General features: G+C 72.3%; 19 protein-coding genes and 1 pseudogene (1 of these 20 cut by a window edge). 13 read left to right on the forward strand and 7 right to left on the reverse strand.

All coding sequences use genetic code 11. From position 1 onward, the window contains the following. Positions 1-428 (forward strand): annotated as a pseudogene (locus tag BGO91_RS15755) (SAM-dependent methyltransferase); it begins 298 nt to the left of the window's first position. 20 nt (positions 429-448) lie between these two features. Continuing rightward, complete coding sequence (locus BGO91_RS15760; RefSeq protein ID WP_290473669.1) at positions 449-1,033, forward strand: YdeI family protein; 585 nt, start codon at positions 449-451, stop codon at positions 1,031-1,033. Here BGO91_RS15760 and BGO91_RS15765 read toward each other — a convergent pair. Further along, positions 993-1,721: a hypothetical protein gene (locus BGO91_RS15765; RefSeq protein WP_290473670.1), complete on the reverse strand. Its 729-nt coding sequence runs from the start codon at positions 1,719-1,721 to the stop codon at positions 993-995. The two genes, BGO91_RS15760 and BGO91_RS15765, sit on opposite strands and share 41 nt — an antisense overlap. 186 nt (positions 1,722-1,907) lie before the next feature. Here BGO91_RS15765 and BGO91_RS15770 point away from each other — a divergent pair, with 186 nt between their 5' ends. From BGO91_RS15770 to BGO91_RS15810, 9 genes are all read left to right on the forward strand, one after another. After that, entirely contained in the window at positions 1,908-2,849 is a 942-nt protein-coding gene (locus BGO91_RS15770) for a helix-turn-helix domain-containing protein (RefSeq protein ID WP_290473671.1), read from the forward strand. A gap of 172 nt (positions 2,850-3,021) precedes the next feature. Then, entirely contained in the window at positions 3,022-4,170 is a 1,149-nt protein-coding gene (locus BGO91_RS15775; protein ID WP_290473672.1) for a zinc-binding dehydrogenase, read from the forward strand. Continuing rightward, complete coding sequence (locus tag BGO91_RS15780; RefSeq protein WP_290473673.1) at positions 4,167-4,907, forward strand: SDR family oxidoreductase; 741 nt, start codon at positions 4,167-4,169, stop codon at positions 4,905-4,907. Before BGO91_RS15775 ends, BGO91_RS15780 begins: the two co-directional genes overlap by 4 nt. A gap of 31 nt (positions 4,908-4,938) precedes the next feature. Further along, positions 4,939-5,757, forward strand: coding sequence for a MoaF C-terminal domain-containing protein (locus BGO91_RS15785; protein ID WP_290473674.1), 819 nt, complete (start codon positions 4,939-4,941; stop codon positions 5,755-5,757). Between the two features lie 33 nt (positions 5,758-5,790). Then, positions 5,791-6,180 carry a nuclear transport factor 2 family protein gene (locus BGO91_RS15790; protein WP_290473675.1) on the forward strand — a complete coding sequence of 130 codons (390 nt, stop codon included), beginning with the start codon at positions 5,791-5,793 and terminating at the stop codon, positions 6,178-6,180. A gap of 154 nt (positions 6,181-6,334) precedes the next feature. Continuing rightward, positions 6,335-7,522, forward strand: coding sequence for an ABC transporter substrate-binding protein (locus BGO91_RS15795; protein ID WP_290473676.1), 1,188 nt, complete (start codon positions 6,335-6,337; stop codon positions 7,520-7,522). A gap of 80 nt (positions 7,523-7,602) precedes the next feature. Further along, complete coding sequence (locus tag BGO91_RS15800) at positions 7,603-8,463, forward strand: branched-chain amino acid ABC transporter permease (protein ID WP_290473677.1); 861 nt, start codon at positions 7,603-7,605, stop codon at positions 8,461-8,463. Further along, complete coding sequence (locus BGO91_RS15805; protein WP_290473678.1) at positions 8,450-10,204, forward strand: ATP-binding cassette domain-containing protein; 1,755 nt, start codon at positions 8,450-8,452, stop codon at positions 10,202-10,204. The genes BGO91_RS15800 and BGO91_RS15805 overlap by 14 nt, the downstream gene beginning before the upstream one ends. Further along, entirely contained in the window at positions 10,201-10,893 is a 693-nt protein-coding gene (locus BGO91_RS15810; RefSeq protein WP_290473679.1) for an ATP-binding cassette domain-containing protein, read from the forward strand. Before BGO91_RS15805 ends, BGO91_RS15810 begins: the two co-directional genes overlap by 4 nt. A gap of 53 nt (positions 10,894-10,946) precedes the next feature. Here BGO91_RS15810 and BGO91_RS15815 read toward each other — a convergent pair whose 3' ends face one another. Genes BGO91_RS15815 through BGO91_RS15825 form a run of 3 tightly spaced genes read right to left on the reverse strand, consistent with a single transcriptional unit; the run spans position 10,947 to position 14,110 of the window. After that, positions 10,947-11,750 (reverse strand): SDR family NAD(P)-dependent oxidoreductase, encoded by an 804-nt coding sequence (locus tag BGO91_RS15815; RefSeq protein ID WP_290473680.1) that lies wholly within the window; start codon positions 11,748-11,750, stop codon positions 10,947-10,949. A gap of 37 nt (positions 11,751-11,787) precedes the next feature. Continuing rightward, positions 11,788-12,555 (reverse strand): SDR family oxidoreductase, encoded by a 768-nt coding sequence (locus tag BGO91_RS15820; RefSeq protein WP_290473681.1) that lies wholly within the window; start codon positions 12,553-12,555, stop codon positions 11,788-11,790. Positions 12,556-12,580: 25 nt separating this feature from the next. Beyond that, complete coding sequence (locus BGO91_RS15825; protein ID WP_290473682.1) at positions 12,581-14,110, reverse strand: FAD-dependent oxidoreductase; 1,530 nt, start codon at positions 14,108-14,110, stop codon at positions 12,581-12,583. Between the two features lie 243 nt (positions 14,111-14,353). On the opposite strand from BGO91_RS15825, the gene BGO91_RS15830 reads away from it, so the two are divergent. Further along, entirely contained in the window at positions 14,354-14,674 is a 321-nt protein-coding gene (locus BGO91_RS15830) for a hypothetical protein (protein ID WP_290473683.1), read from the forward strand. On the opposite strand, the gene BGO91_RS15835 is transcribed toward BGO91_RS15830, so the two are convergent. After that, complete coding sequence (locus BGO91_RS15835; protein ID WP_290473684.1) at positions 14,671-15,114, reverse strand: MarR family winged helix-turn-helix transcriptional regulator; 444 nt, start codon at positions 15,112-15,114, stop codon at positions 14,671-14,673. The genes BGO91_RS15830 and BGO91_RS15835 overlap by 4 nt on opposite strands. Positions 15,115-15,186: 72 nt before the next feature. On the opposite strand from BGO91_RS15835, the gene BGO91_RS15840 reads away from it, so the two are divergent. Next, positions 15,187-16,260: a hypothetical protein gene (locus BGO91_RS15840; protein ID WP_290473685.1), complete on the forward strand. Its 1,074-nt coding sequence runs from the start codon at positions 15,187-15,189 to the stop codon at positions 16,258-16,260. Between the two features lie 47 nt (positions 16,261-16,307). Here the strand turns inward: BGO91_RS15840 and BGO91_RS15845 are convergent, their stop codons facing one another. Next, a complete protein-coding gene (locus tag BGO91_RS15845) occupies positions 16,308-17,219 on the reverse strand; it encodes a VOC family protein (protein ID WP_290473686.1) in 912 nt (303 codons plus the stop codon). Positions 17,220-17,392: 173 nt separating this feature from the next. After that, entirely contained in the window at positions 17,393-18,040 is a 648-nt protein-coding gene (locus BGO91_RS15850) for an NAD(P)-binding domain-containing protein (protein WP_290473687.1), read from the reverse strand. Positions 18,041-18,047: the final 7 nt, after the last annotated feature.

Genomic DNA, 18,047 nt, shown 5'->3' on the forward strand with positions numbered 1-18,047 from the left:
ACGCGGCGTTCGACCTGGTGACGAGCCGGCATCCCGCCACGATCTGGTGGGACGAGATCGCGCGCGTGCTCCGGCCGGGCGGCACGTATTTCGCGCAGCACGTGGGCCCGGCGAGCGCGTTCGAGCTGATCGAGTTCTTCCTCGGCCCGCAGCCGGAGGCGCGGCGCGGCCGGCACCCGGACGACGAGACGGCCGCGGCCCGGGCGGCGGGTCTCGAGATCGTGGACCTTCGCACGGCGCGCCTGCGGATCGAGATCTTCGACGTCTCGGCCGTGGTCTACCTGCTGCGCAAGGTGATCTGGTGGGTGCCGGGGTTCGAGGTGGAGCCGTACCGCGACGCGCTGCGGCAGTTGCACGAGCGCATCGCGGCCGAGGACCCGTTCATCGCGCACTCGACCCGGCACCTCATCGAGGCCCGGCGTCGGTGACCGCCCGTACGATGACAGCCATGACCCAGAGCGCCCCCGAACCGTTCGTCGTCGCCGACGCCGCCGCGTGGCGCGCGTGGCTCGACCGCCACGAAGGCGACTCCGACGGGGTCTGGCTCGTGCTGGCGAAGAAGGGCACGACCGAGCCGACGACGCTGACGTACGCCGAGGCGCTGGACGAGGCCCTGTGCAGCGGCTGGATCGACGGGCAGAAGCGCAGCCTCGACGCCGCCACCTTCCTGCAGCGGTTCACCCCGCGACGCACGGCCTCCCTCTGGTCGGAGCGCAACATCGGGCTCGTCGCGGCGCTGACCGCCGACGGCCGGATGCGACCGCGCGGGCAGGCCGAGATCGACCGGGCGAAGGCGGACGGCCGGTGGGAGCGCGCGTATGCGGGCGCCTCCTCCGCCCAGGTGCCGGACGACCTCGCCGCCGCGCTCTCGGTCTCGCCGTCGGCCGCGGCGCTGTTCGCGACGCTCAACGGGACCAACCGCTACGCCGTGCTGCACCGGATCATGACGGCCTCCAACGCCACCACCCGCGCCAACCGGCTCGCGAAGCTGGTCACGATGCTCGAGCGCGGCGAGACCCCGTACCCGCAGTAGGCCACGAGCGGAACGCGAGCTCGAGGGAGGGGAGCCGCTCCCGCGCGAACACCGCGGTGAGGATGCGGTCGCCCAAGTCGACGCCGAGCCCGTAGACGTGCGCATCCGTGTCGACGCGCATGCCCGGCCGGTCCACGCCGTCGACGCTGACCGGGATACCGTGCTCGATCGACCGGTCGGTCGCGGCCCCGAGCAGCTCGCCCGGGAACTCGTCCGGCGCCGCGCGCACCCTCTCGTCGCGGAAGGCGTTCATCAGGATGTAGTTCACGTGCTCGACGAGCGCGAAGGCCGGCGTGAGCCACCGGACCTCCGCCGGATCGACGACGTGGGTGGTGCGGACCGCATCCCACAGCAGGGGGTATCGCATGCGCTCGCGTGCCCGCAGCATCCACTCGGGGAGCGGGCGCACCGGAGGGGCGTCGAGATCGGCCCGCACGGCGTCGGGGAGGTCGGCGAGGTTGGCGGGGTCGGACCGGTCGGCGGGATTGCGCCAGAACGTGTACGAGAAGGTGGCCTCGGTCAGCGTGGTGGCCCCGTCCATGGTGTGCGACGTGGTGCTGACGGCGGTCTCGTCGATCGCGTCCTGCGGCACCAGGGTGAGCAGCGGCACGGGGAACGCGCGCGCGATCTCGTCGGGGCCGGGAGGCTCGGGCAGGTCGAGCGGATCGATGCTGTCGTCGAAGTACACCCGTCCAGTCTGTCGGCGGCGAGGCTCGGAGGGCAGATCCGGCGGGATCGTCCACGCGTGTAGGAACGGTGCTAGCATCCCGTATCACGGATCGTATACAGCGCTGTCCCGAATCCGAGTGAGGTGCTCCTCGTGCTCAGCAGTCCCGTACCCGCGACGCCCGGCCCCGCCCGTGAGCCCAATCGCGTGACGACTTCCATCGCGCGCACGTTCAGCGACTTCCGGCAGGCGGTCTCCGACTCGTTCGTGCCGCTGGAGGTGACCAGCTCGCGGCCCGATCCGTTCTGGGGGAGGATCCGGCGGGCCGGTGCCGACGAGGTGCACGTCTATGAGGTGAGCGCGGGCGAGCACGTCGTCGAGCGGACGCCCGAGCTGATCGCCGGCTCCGACCGGCACTACTACAAGCTGAGCCTGATGCTCTCGGGCACCGGCCTGCTGATCCAGGACGACCGGGAGGCCACCCTCCAACCCGGCGACCTCGCCGTGTACGACACGAACCGGCCGTACTCGCTGGTGTTCGACGACGACTTCCGCACGATGGTCGTGATGTTCCCGAAGCACCTCATCGCCCTGCCGCCGGACGTCGTCGCCCAGCTCACGGCCGTGCAGATGAGCGGGCGGAGCGGCGTCGGAGGCATCATCGCGCCGTTCCTCGCCCAGCTCGCCGGCAACCTGGAGCAGCTCTCGGGGCCGACCGGCGCGCGGCTCGCGCACACCGCCCTCGACCTCGTCACCACGATGTTCGCCAACGAACTGGACCTGACCGGTGCGCTCGACCCGCACCAGGCGCTGATGCAGCGCATCCGCACCTACATCGACGCGAACCTCGCCTCCACCGACCTGGGGCCCGCGCAAATCGCGGCCGTGCACTTCATCTCGACCCGGCACCTGCACGGCTTGTTCCGGGAGCAGGGGACGACGGTGTCGTCGTGGATCCGCTCCCGGCGGCTCGACCGCTGCCGGCGCGACCTGGTCAACCCGATCTACGGCGACCGGCCGGTCGCGGCGATCGCGGCGCGCTGGGGCTTCGTGGATGCGGCGCACTTCAGCCGGGTGTTCAAGGCGGCGTATGCGGAGTCGCCGAGCGACCTGCGAGCAGCGGCGGCGGCCGGGACGCACCTGGGCTGACCCGGGGTCGAGCCCGCCTCGCGTTGCCGCGGAGCCCGCCTCGCGTTGTCGCGGAGGGAAGGGCGCTTGACGCCCAGAGCACGATCCCGCCCGCGGCATTGAGGCGCCCGCCCGGGCGCACGCACGATGGGGTCGGCCCGGGCGATGCGGCACGGGCGGAGACGGAGACCCGATGCCCGGCAGCGCCCTTCCCCCGATGGACCTCCCTGCGGTCAGCAGACAGGTGGTCTTCTCCGCCCGCGGTGTGATCGAGACGGCCGAGCAGACCGTCCCGGCGCTCGGCCCCGGCGACCTCCTGCTGCGGGTCGCCCTCGTGGGGGTGTGCGCCACCGACCTGCACCTCCTCGCCGGTCACATCGGCGACCCGTTCCCGCTCGTGCCCGGGCACGAGTTCGTGGGCGAGGTCGCGGCGATCGGGGACTCCGCCGCCGCCGGACGCGGGCTCGCCGTCGGCGACCACGTCGCGGTCGAGATGCTGCTGCCGTGCCGCTCCTGCGCGCGCTGCCGGGAGGGCCAGTACAACCTCTGCGAGGCCGACGACCCCGCGAACGGGCGGCCGCACGGGCGCCAGCTGGGCGTCAACATCCCGCGCACCGTCGCCCCGGGGATGTGGGGCGGCTACGCCGAGCACCTGTTCGTCCCGGCCGAGGCCGTCGTGCACCGCCTGCCCGCGGCGATGCCGTGGCAGCGCGCCGTGCTGGTCGAACCGCTCGCGGTCGCCTGCCGCGCCATCGCGCGTGGGCGGGTTGCGCTCGGCGAGAGCGTCGTGGTGATCGGGCCGGGACCCGTCGGCATCCTCGCCGCCGCGGCCGCACGCTCGGCGGGAGCCGGGCGGGTGATCGTGGTCGGGACGCGCGCGAACCGGCTCGAGCTCGCCCGCGCGTTCGGCGCCGACGCCGTCGTGAACTCCCGCGAGACCGACGCGGTCGAGGCGGTCCGGGAGGCGCTGGGCGGCTCCCTGGCCGACGTCGTGATCGAGATCGCCGGTGCGACGGCGGCACAGGAGCAGGCCGTGCGGCTCGTGCGCCGCGGCGGCCGGGTGGTGCTCGCCGGCGCCTGCGGAGCCGACGCGCCCGTGACCTTCCGCGCCGACGAGGACCTGCTGACCCGGGAGATCGACGTGCTGCCCTCGTTCCTCTCGGCCGGCGGCTTCGAGCCCGCCATCCGGCTCCTCGAGCGCGGCGACTACGACTACGCATCCCTGGTGACCCACCGGTTCGGCCTCGACGAGGTGCGCACCGCCTACGACACGATCGAGAGCAGGGACGACGGGGTGCTGAAGGCCGTCATCGACCCCGCCGTCGGGGTGGCGGCGCGATGACCGGCGCGACGAACGCTCGGGAGCGCTTCGCCGGGCGGGTGGCCGCCGTCACCGGCACGACCAGCGGGATCGGGCGCGGGATCGCGTCCGCGCTCGCCGCGGAGGGGGCCCTCGTGTTCGGGCTCGACGTCGAGCCGGGCGGCATCGGCGAGCACATCCCGTGCGATGTCTCGGACGCGGAGAGCGTCGCCCACGCGGCGGCCGACCTCTTGGCGCTCAGCGGAGGACGGATCGACCACCTCGTCGCGAACGCCGGCATCCGCGGCTCGAACACGGCCGCCGAGGACGTGCCGATCGGCGCGTTCGACGCCGTGCTCGCCGTGAACCTGCGCGGCGTCTTCCTCACGCTGCAGGCGTTCGCGCCGGCGATGCTCGCGGCCGGGAGCGGCAGCATGGTGGCCGTCGCGTCGATGTCGGGCAACCGCGTCGTCAACGTGCCGCAGCGCACGGTCGCCTACAACACGGCGAAGGCCGGTGTGACCGCGATGGCGCGCACGCTCGCCGTCGAGTGGGGGCCGCGCGGGGTGCGCGTCAACACCGTGTCGCCCGGATACGTCTCGACGCCCCTGCTGGAGGCGGACTCCGCCCTCCACGGACAGTGGCTCCCGAACACCGTCCCCGGCCGCTTCGCGACGGTGGACGAGATCGCGGCGGGCACGCTCTACCTGCTCTCCGACGACGCCGGCTACTGCCACGGCACCGACCTGCTCATCGACGGCGGCTACTCGCTGCGCTGACCCGCCCACGCCCCTCCACGAAAGGAACACCATGACCGACACCACGACGAACGACCTCCACGACCCCGCGACCGACGAGTGGCGCACGTACGACGAGTTCGCCGCCGGCATCGACACCTACCGGCTGCCGAACACCGACCTGACCGGGACCTCCCTGGTGCTCACCCTCGACGACGGCTCGACGCTGTCGCTGGCGTTCGAGGCTGACGCGGTGGTCTGGTCGGCCAGCGCCGCTCTCGGTGTGGGCGCGACGGAGGGCCGCGACCCGTACGACGCGGTGGCGGCGCGGGACGATGTCGTGTTCGTGAACCTGCCGCTGACCAGCGTGGAGCGCGAGGCGATCACGGTCGTGTACTCGACCGCCAGCCACCGCGCGCTGGTCGCGCACTCCGTGATCGGCGAGGAGGAGGTGGAGGGCACGCCCCGCGTGCGCCAGACCTTTCACGCCGCGGTCACCGACGGCGGAGACCCGACCGGAGAAGTGCCCGCACCCTCCCGCGACCTGATCGGCAAGCGCAACGTCTACCGCTACAGCCCGCACCACCTCTACGAGCACGTCTACGTGTCGTCGCAGCGTTACGCCTGGCAGTGCCTGGAGGGCGTGCAGCGCGGCCACGGCGACATGGACCTCTCGACGGTGTGGAAGTTCGCCGACGGCCTCTACCTGTTCTGCTTCCGCGAGTTCCGCATCGCGGTCGCCAGCGTCTGGCTGCACGACCTCGGCTACGACCTGCGCACGACCGGGATCTTCCTCGGCCTGAACGGGGCGGGGGAGTCGGAGCACTCCCGCGCCGGCGGCCACATCTACCCGCTCGGCTCCGTGTCGTACCCCGACGCGCAGCCGGTCTGACCTGCACCGCCCGCCCCGAACCGGAAGACGACCATGACCTCCAACCGCGACATCATCGCCGCCCACTACGCCGCCAGCGACCGCGGCGACCTCGAGGGGATGCTGGCCCCGCTCGCCCCCGACGCCCGCTGGACCGAGATGGCCGGGTTCCCGTACGCGGGCACCTACATCGGCCCCGAGGAGGTCGCCGCCGGCGTCTTCGCGCGCATCGCGGCGGAGTGGGAGGGCTACACGGCCGCGATCACCGAGCTCGTCGACGGCGGGGACACCATCGTCGGCCTCGGCACGTACAGCGGTACCCACCGCGAGACCGGCCGGTATTTCGAGGCACGGGTGGCGCACGTCTGGCGGCTCGCGGACGGCCGCGTCGTCGCGTTCGAGCAGTTCACCGACACCGCGAAGGTGCGAGAGGCCCTCTCCTGAGCGCCGGATCCGGCCGCGGCAGCCGCCGGGCGAGCACTGACGGGCAAGAAGGGTGCCGGGACAGGCAACTCGCCGGGTAGCGCCCGGCCATAGGTTTCACACCGAGATGCCACGACGAAGTGGTCGTGGCGCAACCCGAGAGGCAGGGAAGCGCATGAGGAAACACCTGTTCTACGCCGCAGCGGCGGTCGCGGCATCCGCGGCACTGGTGCTGAGCGGCTGCAGCGGCGGCGGGGGAGGCGACGCGTCGTCCCCGATCGTGGTCGGCTCCGTCAACACCAAGAGCGGCCCGGCGACCTTCCCCGAGGCGGCGCAGGCCGCAGCGGCCGTCTTCGCCGCCCAGAACGCCAAGGGCGGGATCAACGGCCACAAGATCGACTACAAGGCGCTCGACGACAAGGGCGACCCGGCCACGGCCTCCGCCAACGCCCGCGAGATCGTGGGCAGCGACGAGGCGGTCGCGATGGTCGGCTCGGCGAGCCTGATCGAGTGCGAGATCAACGCCAAGTACTACGAGCAGCAGAAGATCCTCTCCATCCCGGGCGTCGGGGTGGACACCGGCTGCTTCGACAGCCCCAACATCTCGCCGGCCAACGTCGGCCCGTTCAACGACATGACCCTCACCCTGTACTGGGGCTCGGAGGTCGCCAAGCTCGACAACATCTGCGTCCTCCTCGAGATCGCCGGCAGCACCCGTCCCGCCTACCAGAAGGCGATCGACAAGTGGACCGCGATCACGGGCAAGAAGCCGCTCTACATCGACGACACCGTGCCGTACGGCGCCAGCGACTACACGCCGTACATCGTCAAGGCCAAGGACGCGGGCTGCAAGGCCCTCGCGATCAACCCGGTCGAGCCGGACGCCATCGCCCAGGTCAAGGCGGCGAACGCGCAGGGCTGGAACGACGTCACCTGGCTCTACCTGACCAGCGTCTACAGCGACAACTTCGCCAAGGCGGTCAGCGACGCCGGCGCCGGGATCTACGTGCCGGCCGAGTTCTACCCGTTCACCGACGCGTCCAGCGACATCAACAAGGACTGGCGCGACCTGATGACGAAGAACAAGATCCCGCTCACGTCGTTCTCGCAGGGCGGCTACCTGGCGGCGAAGTACTTCATCCAGGTCGCCGAGGGCATCAAGGGCGACATCACCCGCGAATCGGTGACCAAGGCGCTGCACGACATGAGCGCGATCACCAACCCGATGGTCGGAACGCCGTACACGTTCGGCACCGCCACGGTGCACGACGGCAACACCGCCGGCTGGCCGATCAAGCTCGTCACGGGCACGAACGCCTGGGAGCTGAACGGCGACGACTGGATCACCATCCCCAAGAAGTGACCCCGGTGGGGCCCGCCGACCGGGCGGGCCCCATCCCGCGTCGTCGCCATCCCCCCGCCCCCGACCCGAAAGGAGCCCCGATGCTGCAGGGCGCCCTCGCCGGCCTCGCCGCCGGCGGACTGTACGCCGTGCTCGCGGTGTGCCTCACCCTCATGGCCCGCCTCGTGCGCGTCGTGAACTTCTCGCAGGCCGCGACCGGCATGTTCGGCGGCTTCGTGGCCGTGTGGCTGGTCAGTCAGGCCGGCTGGCCGATCTGGCTCGGCTCGCTGGTCGGCGTGCTGATCGGCGGCGCGCTGAGCGCCCTGATCGGCCTCATCATCGCCACCTGGCTGCCGGAGGCCGACATCACGACGCGCTCGGCCGTCACGGTCGGCCCGCTGCTGATGCTGATCTCCCTCTCGTTCATCCTGTTCGGCAACAAGCCGCAGCCGTTCAGCCCGATCCTCTCCGGGCCGGCCTTCTCGGTCGGCGGAGTGGTGGTGAGCCAGGTCACGGTCGTGACGGTGGTGCTCGCCGTCGTGGTGGCCGTCGCCTGCCGGATCGTGCTGGTGCGCACCTCCATCGGCACCAAGCTGCGGGCGCTCAGCGAGCGGCCCACCACGGCCGAGCTGATCGGCATCCCGGCCCGCCCGTTGAGCGTCGCCGTGTGGGCGGTGACCGGGCTGATCTCGGCGCTGGTCATCATCATCGTGGCGCCGTCGCAGTCCAACGACGCGACGAGCCTGTCGATGCTCATCGTCCCGGCCTCCGCGGCCGCGCTGCTCGGCGCGTTCCGCCGGCTCGACCTCGCGGTGGTCGGCGGCCTCGTGCTCGGGTTGCTGAGCGGCCTGGTGGCGCAGATCGACGCGGTGTCGTTCGTCCGCAACTTCCTGCCGTTCCTGTTCATCGTCGGATTCCTGCTGTGGATGCAGCGCAAGGAGGTGTGGGATGCGGCGCGTTAGCGGCATTCCGGCAGCGCGGATCGCCCTGCCGTTCATCGTCGGGGCCGTCGGCCTGGCCGCGGGCTACCTGCTGAGCGTCGGTCTCTCCGGCTACTTCGTCTTCCTCGCCGTCAGCGCCGTCGTCGCGGCCATCGCGATCCTCGGCCTCGGCATTGTCACCGGCAGTGCCGGGATGATCGCCCTCTGCCAGCTGACCTTCGCCGCCGTCGGCGCGTGGATCGTCTCCCTGCTGAACACGTTGGAGGCGCCGGGCGGGTTCATCGTCTGGCTGATCCTCGGCGGTCTCGCCGCGGGCGTCGTCGGCGTGCTGGTCGGCCTCCCCGCCCTCCGCCTGCGCGGCGTCAACCTCGCGGTGGTCACTCTCGGCTTCGCGGCCGCCGCCGATGTCACGCTGGTGCAGATCCAGTTCCCCGGCTCGACCGACGGCATCTCGGTGCTGCGGCCGGACGCGTTCAGCGACGACCGGTCGTACTTCTTCTTCAGCGTCGTGGTGCTCGTCATCTGCGGCATCGCCGTCTACTTCCTGCAGAACGGCCGGTGGGGCTCCAGCTGGAAGTCTGTCGCGTTCTCGGAGCGCGGCACGGCCTCGGTCGGCGCGAGCGTGCGCGGCGCCAAGCTCACGGCCTTCGCCGTCAGCGCCACGCTCGGCGGCATCAGCGGCGGCCTCATCGCCGGCCAGGTGGGGCTGCCGTTCGCGAGCAGCTTCACGCCCATCCAGTCGCTCGCCCTCTACGTGCTCGCGATCATGTCGGGCGCGTACCTGATCGACATGGCGATCTTCGGCGGCATCGTCTGGATCGCCGTGCCCGAGCTGCTCAAGCGCTGGGGCATCCCGCAGGACTGGGGCTTCGTGATCTTCGGCGTGCTCGGGGTGCAGGCGCTGACCAGCGGCTCGAACCTCGGCCAGGGGATCCGCAACGCGTGGTGGAAGCGGCAGGCGGCCAGACGTCCCGTCGTCGCCGCGGCCGCCGCCGTCGAACCCGAGCCCGCGTCGCCCGTCGCACCGGCTGCCTCCACCCCTCCTTCGTCGGGAGCGCCGGTGCTGGTCGTCGAGGACCTCGGCGTCGCCTTCGGCCAGGTGAAGGCGCTGAACGGCGTGAGCCTGGAGGTGCGCGAGAACACCATCATGGGGCTCATCGGCCCGAACGGCGCGGGCAAGTCGACCTTCGTCGACGCGGTCACCGGCTTCCTCCCGCAGCACACCGGCACGGTCAGCCTCGACGGGCGCGACCTCGGCGGGCTCTCCGCGAGCAAGCGCGCGCGGCTGGGTCTGCGGCGCACCTTCCAGCAGGACCGCGTGCCGCCGACGCTGACGGTCGAGGCGTACGTGCGGTTCGTCGCGCGCCGCCGGCTCACCGCCGCCGAGATCGACGAGACCCTCGCCTTCTTCGGCTGCCCCGCCTCCCGCACGCGGCTGCAGAGCGTCGACGTCGGCACCCGGCGGCTCGTGGAGGTCGCGGCCAACGTGCTCGCGCAACCCCGCATCCTGGTGCTCGACGAGCCGGCCGCCGGCCTCTCGCACGAGGAGCACGTCGAGCTCGGCGAGCGCCTGCTGCAGGCGCCCGAGCGGTTCGGGATGTCGATCGTGCTGATCGAGCACGACCTCGACCTCGTGCGGTCGGTGTGCTCCAGCCTCACGGTGCTGGACTTCGGTGAGGTGCTGGCCAGCGGCCCGCAGGCGGAGGTGCTCGCCGACCCCGCCGTCATGAAGGCGTACATGGGTGAAACGGAGATGCTGTGAACGCGCTCGTCCTGGATTCCGTCGCGGTCAGCCGCGGAGCGGGCCCCGTCATCAGCGGCGTCAGCCTGCGCGTCGAGCCGGGCCGCATCACGGCCCTGGTCGGTCCGAACGGCGCGGGCAAGACCAGCCTGCTCGAGTCGATCTCCGGTGTCGTCGCGCCCAGCGCCGGCACGATCAGCGTCGACGGCGAGTCGATCGCGAAGCTCTCCCGCGTGCAGCGCGCCCGCCGCGGCATCGTGCACATCGAGCAGGGCCGGGCGATCTTCCCGTCCCTCACCGTGCAGGAGAACATCCGGCTCACCGCGGGCTCGCAGCAGGGCGTGGATGAGGCGCTCGCGCAGTTCCCGGAGCTCGAGAAGCGGCGCACGAGCGCCTCCGGCCTGCTGTCGGGCGGCGAGCAGCAGATGGTCGTGCTCGCGCGCGCCTTCGCCTCGAAACCACGGTTCCTGCTGATCGACGAGATGTCGCTCGGCCTGGCGCCGGTGGTGTTCATGCGCCTGCTGCCGATGATCCGGCAGTTCAGCGAGTCGGGGGTGGGAGTGCTGCTCGTCGAGCAGTTCACCCACCTGGCCCTCGGCGTGGCGACGGACGCCCTGGTCGTCGCCGGCGGACGGGTCACCTTCGAGGGCGAGGCGTCGGCGCTGCAGGCGTCGCCCGAGGTGCTGCACCGCGCGTACCTCGGGGGCTGAGCGGGGGAAGAGCTGAGCGGGCCGCGTCTCCCCGGGCGCGGCCCGCTCGTGTTTCAGGCGTCCAGCGCGATGGTCGGCACGTCCACGATGTGGGCGCCGCCGTCGGCGACGATCGTCGCGCCGGTGATGTAGGACGACTCGGCCGAGCCGAGGAAGCGGATGACGGAGGCGATCTCCTCGGGGTGTGCGGGGCGGCCGAGCGGCACGGCGGCGGTGACGATCCGATACCCCTCCTCGCGGCTGGACAGCCCGGCGGCGCGGGCGAAGTCGTCCATCTCCTCGTCCGCCATCGGCGTCTGCACCCAGCCCGGGCAGACCGCGTTCACGCGCACGCCGAAGCGGCCGTAGTCGCGGGCGAGGGAGCGGGTGAGGCCGATCAGGGCGTGCTTGCCCACGGTGTAGCCGGCGACGCCCGGTCCGGCGAAGAGTCCCGCGAGCGAGGAGACGACGACGATCTGCCCGTGCGACTCGACCAGAGGCGTCAGCGCGGCGCGGGCGAGGACGAAGGCGGTGGTCACGTTGGTGCGGAACGACAGCTCCCACGCGGCGTCGTCGGTCTCGTCGACCGTGCCGAGGCCGTGGCCGCCCGCGTTCGCGACGACCACGTCGATGCGTCCGAGCTCGGTCACGATGCGGTGCACGGCGGCCTCCGCATCCTCCCGCACGCTCGCGTCCGCGACCACGGCGAGACCGCCGGTCTCTGCGGCCACCGCTTCCAGGGGGCCGGGCCGGCGGCCGACGAGCACGACGCGCGCCCCCTCGGCGGCATAGCGGCGGGCGGTCGCGGCGCCGATGCCGGTGCCCCCGCCGGTGATGACGACGACCTTGCCGTCGACGGATGCTCCGCGTGAGGACACGGCGGCCTGCTTTCTCTCGGTGATCGGTGGGCTCGGGTCAGGCGGGGAAGGAGGAGCGGGCCAGGTAGCCGAAGTCGGAGACCAGCGCGTGCCCGTTCACGGGACGCGACGCCGGTGAGGCGAGGTACAGCACGTGCCGCGCCACCTCGTCCGCGGTCTGCACGGGGAAGTCGGCACCGGCGAAGCCGCCCGGCCCGACCTCGAGATCGGCGCGCGCCATCGGGGTGTCCACGATCGAGGGGCAGACCGCGTTCACGCGCACGCCGTCGCCGGCGAGGTCGACCGAGAGCGCCCGCATGAGCTGCAGCACGGCGCCCTTCGAGGCGTTGTACGGCACCATCCCGGGCGCCGCGACGAAGCTGGAGTCGGAGGCCAGCAGCACGATCGCCGGCGCGGCCGAGCGGCGCAGCTGGGGGAGGGCGTGCTTGACGAGGAGGAACGGGCCGGTCACGTTGACCGCGAGCACGGCGTTCCACGCGTCCAGCGCGATCTCGTCGACGGGGGAGCCGAAGGGGCCGGAGACGCCGGCGCAGGCGACGACGACATCCACCCCGTCGAGGGCGGCGGACGCCTCCGTCACGGCCGCCTGCACGGAGGGCTCGTCCGTGACGTCGACGACGAGCGCCACGGCCCCGTCGATCCCGGAGGCGCGCAGTTCGGCCTGCACCGCGCTCAGCCCCTGCTCGTCTCGGTCGAGCAGCGCGACGCGGGCGCCCTCGCGCGCGAACGCCAGCGCGGTCGCCCGGCCGATGCCGCTGGCCGCGCCGGTCACGATCACCGACCGGCCGGCGAGTCCCAGCTCCATCGTCGTCCCCCGTCCCGTGTCGCGGTCACTCGCCGGCGAGGAGGAAGGCGGCGGCCTTCTCACCGATGAGCACGCTCGGGGCGTTCGTGTTGCCGGTCGTCACGCGCGGCATGATCGACGCGTCGGCGACCCGCACCCCGCCGACGCCGTGCACACGAAGGCGCGGGGTCACGACCGCCAGGTCGCCGACGCCCATCGCGCAGGTGCCGACCTGGTGGTGGTAGGTGACGACGGTCGAGCGCACGTAGTCCTCCAGCTCGTCGTCCCCGACCTCCGGGCCCGGGTAGAGCTCGGTCGCGCCCCAGGCCGCGAGCGCGGGGCGGGTGCCGATGCTGCGGCACTGACGCACGGAGGCGACGAGCGACGCGACGTCGTCGGCGTGGCCGAGCGCGTCCAGGTCGATCAGCAGCGGGTCGTGCGGGCCGGGGCCCGACAGGGTCACGCTGCCGCGCGCCTTCGGCGAGACGATGCCCGCCATCAGCGAGAAGCCGTCGGCCGGGCCGGTCATGCCCTCCTGGTACATCGGCACGGAGAAGTGGATGGGCTGGGTGTCGGGCACCTCCCTGTCGGGGGTGCTCTTCCAGAACAGGTGCGACTGCGTCACCGAGACGCCCTCGCGCGGTGCGCCGACCTCCTTCTCGGTGGTGAAGATCACCGGCGAGAGGAGGTGGTCGTGCAGGTTCTTGCCGACGCCCGGGAGGTCCGCCACCGGGGCGATGCCGAGCGCCTCCAGCTCGGCGGCCGGGCCGATGCCGGAGCGCAACAGGATGCGGGGCGAATCGAGGGCACCGGCGCACAGGATCACCTCGTCGGCGCGCAGCTGCTGCACCTCCCCGCCCTGCTCGAACTCGACGCCCACGACGCGCGGGGCTCCGTCGTCGCCGGGCTCGATCAGGAGGCGGTGCACCCAGCAGCCGGTGCGCACGTCGACGCGGTCGCGCACGGGCTTGAGGTACGCGAGGTAGGTGTTCAGCCGCTGGCCGTCGCGCACGGTGATCTGCTGCTGCGAGACGCCGTCGAGGTGGTCGCCGTTGTAGTCGGGGTTGTGCTCGAGGCCCTCCTCGACGGCCGCGGCGATGATCGACTCCTGGATGGGGTCGAGCGGATAGTCGTCGGTCACGTCGAGCAGACCCTCGGCGCCGTGCAGTTCGGAGGCGCCGCCGGAGAACCGCTCGATGGCGCGGTAGACGGGCAGCACGTCGTCCCAGCTCCAGCCGTCGTTGCCGAGCGCCGCCCAGTGATCGAAGTCGGCGGGCGCGCAACGCACCCAGATCATGGCGTTCAGCGAGTGCGAGCCGCCGAGCACCTTGCCGCGCGGCAGGTGCAATTGTCGGCCGGCCGCATGCTCCTGAGGGACGGTGAAGTAGTCCCAGTCGTCCGGGCTGTGCCACAGCTCGCCCATGCGGCTCGGGTCGTGGATGGCGGGGTTCGTGTCCTCGCCGCCGGCCTCAAGCACGGTCACCGCGATCCCGGCGTCGGCCAGCCTCCGGGCGACGACGGAACCCGCCGACCCCGCGCCGATCACGATCACGCTGCGTACACCGTTGGTCTGCATCCGGACGCCTCTCCCTCGAGTCGTTCCGAGACTCCCATGCGCCGCCGGGCCCGCGGAACGGCGGCCGGCCGGACCTTCGCGGACGGTCAACGGGCGTGCCGCCGCGGTCAAGGGCGGCCGCGGCTGCGGCGCGCGGTCGAGGCGCGCGGTCGGACCGCCGACCGTCACTCGGTTGCACCCGTTCGCCTCCGCACGGCACGATAAGGCGCGGAGGTGATGACGTTGTCTCGCCGTAGACCCCCGATGGCCGCGCGTCTCATCGCCGTCCCCTCCATCCCCGTCGCCGCCGCGGCGCTGGCCGGCGCCGCACCCGCGCCCGGCAGCCAGCCGTGGCTCGTCGTCGGGCTCGCCTTCTTCGGGGTGGCCGCCGTCGGGATGCTCGCCGCGGTGGGCATCAAGATGCGCCGCACGCCGAAGCCGCCGCAGCAGCGGCCGCCGGCGCCGCCGGTGCCGCCTGCGCCGCGGGACGGGCGGGGGCGGGACGGTGACCAGGATCCGTCTCCGGACCCGGATTCCGAGGCGCGTCCGGAGGCGGGGACGCCACCGGAGGACCGGGAGCCCTAGCCCTCGGTCGCGTTGTACCGGGAGAGCATCCCGGCGAAGAGGGCGAGCTCGTCCGCCGACCAGCTGGTCAGGCGCTCGTCGAGGGCCGCTCGCACGTTCACCGCGGCACGGTCGAGCAGTTCGCGGCCGCGGTCGGTGATCGCGAGCGCGTGGCCGCGGCCGGTCTCCGCGTCGGCGCCGGCGATCAGGCCGAACTCCGCGAGCGCGCCGAGCTGGCGGGAGACCGTCGAGCGGTTGAGCTGGAAGTGCCCCGCGATGTCGACGGCACGGCAGCCGGGGTTGGCGCGGATGTACGAGAGCAGCGACTGGTCGACGAACGACAGGGCTTCGTCCTCGCGGCGCACCCGTGCCGTCCCGCGGCGGGCGATCGTCGTCAGCTCCACCTGGATGCGCTCGACGGCGGCGCTCCTGTCAGCACTCTCAGGGTCTCGGACGGCCATACGCCCCAGCATAGCGGTTGCATTGTGCAACAATTGATGTTGCTCAATGCAACCTCGATCCGTAAAGGTGCCATGTCCAACCACCGCGTCGTCCCGATGACCGTCCCGCCCCGCCCGTCCTTCTGGCCGGCCGCCGCCTTCTGGAAGGCGCTCGGGACGCACCTGCTCATCCCGCTCTTCCTCGCGACCGGGATGGCCCTCGCCTACCTGGGCGCGTTCCACCAGCCGGAGCCGCACGACCTCCCGATCGCGATCGTCGGCGACACCCCGACCGCGGAGGTGTTCGCGCAGAAGCTCAACGACGCCGCCCCGCAGAAGCTCGACGTGACGACCGTGAAGGACGAGGCCGCCGCCCGCACCGCGGTCGAGAAGCGGGACATCGCGGCCGCGTACGCGACCGACGCCACGCACGCCACGATCATCGTCGCCTCCGCCGCGTCGGAGACCACCGCCTCCGCCGCCGAGAAGCTCCTCCTCCCGATCGCCTACCAGCAGCACCTGCCGGTCACCGTCGACGACGTGCGCCCGGTCGGCCCGCAGGACGGCACCGGCCAGGGGCTGTTCTTCCTGCTCGTCGCGCTGAGCGTCGGCTCGTACGCGAGCGCCATCGCGGTCGCGGCCGTGACGGCCCGCATCGCCATCGGCTGGCGGTTCGCCGTCGCCGCCGCGACCGCGCTGGTCGTCGCGGGGGTCGGCGTCGTCGTCGCCGGCCCGATCTACGGCGTGCTCTCCGGCAACGAGTGGAGCATCTGGCTCCTGGCGGCCCTCTACGTCTTCGGCATCGTGACCATCGGGATCGGGCTGCACCCCATCCTCGGCAAATGGACGACCCCCGCGCTCACCCTGCTGTTCGTGATGCTCAACTTCACCAGCTCGGGCGGGATCTTCCAGGCCGTGCTCTCCCCGGCCCTGTTCGCCGGACTCAACACCTTCTGGAACGGCGCCGCGTGGCTCGACGCCGCCCGGGCGCTCACCTACTTCCCGGGGGAGGCGTTCGGGTTCGCCGGGCTGCGGCTCGCGCTCTGGGCGACCGCGGGCATCCTGCTCATCGTCGTGACCCACGTCGTGAGCGCCCGGCGCCGCCAGCTCGCCGACGAGTCCCGCCTGGTCACCCCCGCCGAAGAGGAGGCCGTCGTAGCGGCGTAGTGCTGCGCGGGTTCTCGCGCGAACTCGTGCCGGCTCGGCGGCCGTGGTCAGCGGGTCAGGAGGTCGTCGGCCGTCTGGTCGGGGAGGACCACGCTGACCTGGGTGCCCCACGGGTCGGCGGCGACGATCGAGCGGCCGTCGTCGGCGAAGGGGAGGCGGTGGTCGCGCAGGCGGGCGGCCAGGGCATCCAGCTCGGCGCGGGCCGGGACGGTGATCGCCACCTCGCCGAGGCCGAGGCTGGCCGCGCGCGGGCCGGAGCCGGCGCTGTTCCAGGTGTTCATGGCGATGTGGTGGTGATAGCCGCCCGCGGAGGCGAACAGGGCGCCGCGGACCTCGCTCATGGTGGCTTCGAAGCCGAGCGCGTCGACGTAGAACGCCTTGGCGGCGGCGATGTCGCCGACCTGGAGGTGCACGTGGCCGACGGTGCCGTTCAGTGCGGAACCGGCAGCCAGGACCTCCGGCGCCAGATTGGCCTGCAGGTACGCGTTGGGGTCGAGCCAGGTGGTGTCCATCAGGATCTGCCCGCGCTCGTGCTTCCAGGTGTCGCGCGGGCGATCGGTGTAGAGCTCGACGCCGTTGCCCTCGGGGTCGGTGAAGTAGAAGGCCTCCGAGACGAGGTGGTCGCTGGAGCCGACGAAGCGGCTGCGCGGGTCCTGCGCGGCGCGGTAGACCGTGGCGGCGAGGTTGGCGGCGTCGGGGAAGAGGAAGGCGTTGTGGAACAGTCCGGCCTGGCGCGGATCCACCGCGGGCAGGTCGGGCGTGTGGATGAGCGACACCATCGGCACGCCGTTGCGGCCGAGCACGCGGTGCACCTCGCGACCGCGGGCGTCGGCCTTCTCGTCGAGCGCCTCGAAGGCGAACGCGGCGGAGTAGTACGACGACATCAGCTCCAGGTCGCCGACGCGGAGGGTGGGGGCCGCCATGTGGGTGGAGGCGTCGAGCAGCTGGTCGGTGGTCATCGCGGAGTCCTCGATCGGGAGAATGGTTGTCGTGTCAACCAAATGGTAACGCGTTTTAGTTGACGCTTCAACTATCGGTGCCCTCCCGCACGCACATTCGGCACGAATGTCACGAAACGGCGAGCGTTTCACGACATTCGTGCCGAATGTGTGCGGGGCGGAGGCGGGGCGATTTACATGTCGCGGTAGCGCTTGGCCGCGGCGAGGGCCTCGCGCAGGCCGTCGGCGTCGAAGCGCGTGACGTAGCCGGGGGTGTCGCGCTGGATGCGCCATCCCTCGGCGAGCGGTCCGATGTCGACGGCGTCGAAGCCGAACTGGTCGATCAGCGCGGCGACGCGGTCGCGGGCCTCCGCGTCGTCGCCGGCGACGACGAGCGCGCGGCGGCCGGGGGTCCCCGCGGCCTGGCCCTCGGTGGTGAGGGAGGCGGCGCCGATGTGGTTGAACGCCTTCACGACCTTCGAGGTCGGCAGGACGGCCTGCAGGCGCTCGGCGACGGTGGTCGACTCGTCGTCGAGCTCCGGGATGTTGCCGTCGCGCTGCGGGTAGTAGTTGTCGGTGTCGATGACGATCTTGCCCGCGAGCTCGGCGACGGGGAGGGTCGCCTCGGCCGCGAGCGGCACGGTGACGACGACGAGGTCGCCGGCCGCAGCCGCTTCGGCGGGCGTCGCCGCGCGCGCCTGCGGGCCGAGCTCGGCGACGAGGTCGGAGAGCGTCTCGGGGCCGCGCGAGTTGCTCAGCACGACGCTGTAGCCGTGGGCGACCGCGAGGCGGGCGAGCTGGGAGCCGATGTGGCCGGAACCGATGAGTCCGATGGTTGTCATACTCGGG

It is taken from the genome of Leifsonia sp. 71-9, assembly GCF_001898805.1.
Taxonomy (GTDB): domain Bacteria; phylum Actinomycetota; class Actinomycetes; order Actinomycetales; family Microbacteriaceae; genus Leifsonia.

What these genes read in the sequence shown, in the direction of transcription:
- BGO91_RS15850 (WP_290473687.1), bottom strand. Translation starts at nt 18,040, where the DNA reads ATGACAACCATCGGACTCATCGGTTCCGGCCACATCGGCTCCCAGCTC.
- BGO91_RS15790 (WP_290473675.1), top strand. Translation starts at nt 5,791, where the DNA reads ATGACCTCCAACCGCGACATCATCGCCGCCCACTACGCCGCCAGCGAC.
- BGO91_RS15840 (WP_290473685.1), top strand. Translation starts at nt 15,187, where the DNA reads ATGTCCAACCACCGCGTCGTCCCGATGACCGTCCCGCCCCGCCCGTCC.
- BGO91_RS15820 (WP_290473681.1), bottom strand. Translation starts at nt 12,555, where the DNA reads ATGGAGCTGGGACTCGCCGGCCGGTCGGTGATCGTGACCGGCGCGGCC.
- BGO91_RS15785 (WP_290473674.1), top strand. Translation starts at nt 4,939, where the DNA reads ATGACCGACACCACGACGAACGACCTCCACGACCCCGCGACCGACGAG.
- BGO91_RS15845 (WP_290473686.1), bottom strand. Translation starts at nt 17,219, where the DNA reads ATGACCACCGACCAGCTGCTCGACGCCTCCACCCACATGGCGGCCCCC.
- BGO91_RS15780 (WP_290473673.1), top strand. Translation starts at nt 4,167, where the DNA reads ATGACCGGCGCGACGAACGCTCGGGAGCGCTTCGCCGGGCGGGTGGCC.
- BGO91_RS15775 (WP_290473672.1), top strand. Translation starts at nt 3,022, where the DNA reads ATGCCCGGCAGCGCCCTTCCCCCGATGGACCTCCCTGCGGTCAGCAGA.
- BGO91_RS15800 (WP_290473677.1), top strand. Translation starts at nt 7,603, where the DNA reads ATGCTGCAGGGCGCCCTCGCCGGCCTCGCCGCCGGCGGACTGTACGCC.
- BGO91_RS15825 (WP_290473682.1), bottom strand. Translation starts at nt 14,110, where the DNA reads ATGCAGACCAACGGTGTACGCAGCGTGATCGTGATCGGCGCGGGGTCG.
- BGO91_RS15830 (WP_290473683.1), top strand. Translation starts at nt 14,354, where the DNA reads ATGGCCGCGCGTCTCATCGCCGTCCCCTCCATCCCCGTCGCCGCCGCG.
- BGO91_RS15835 (WP_290473684.1), bottom strand. Translation starts at nt 15,114, where the DNA reads ATGGCCGTCCGAGACCCTGAGAGTGCTGACAGGAGCGCCGCCGTCGAG.
- BGO91_RS15805 (WP_290473678.1), top strand. Translation starts at nt 8,450, where the DNA reads ATGCGGCGCGTTAGCGGCATTCCGGCAGCGCGGATCGCCCTGCCGTTC.
- BGO91_RS15795 (WP_290473676.1), top strand. Translation starts at nt 6,335, where the DNA reads ATGAGGAAACACCTGTTCTACGCCGCAGCGGCGGTCGCGGCATCCGCG.
- BGO91_RS15760 (WP_290473669.1), top strand. Translation starts at nt 449, where the DNA reads ATGACCCAGAGCGCCCCCGAACCGTTCGTCGTCGCCGACGCCGCCGCG.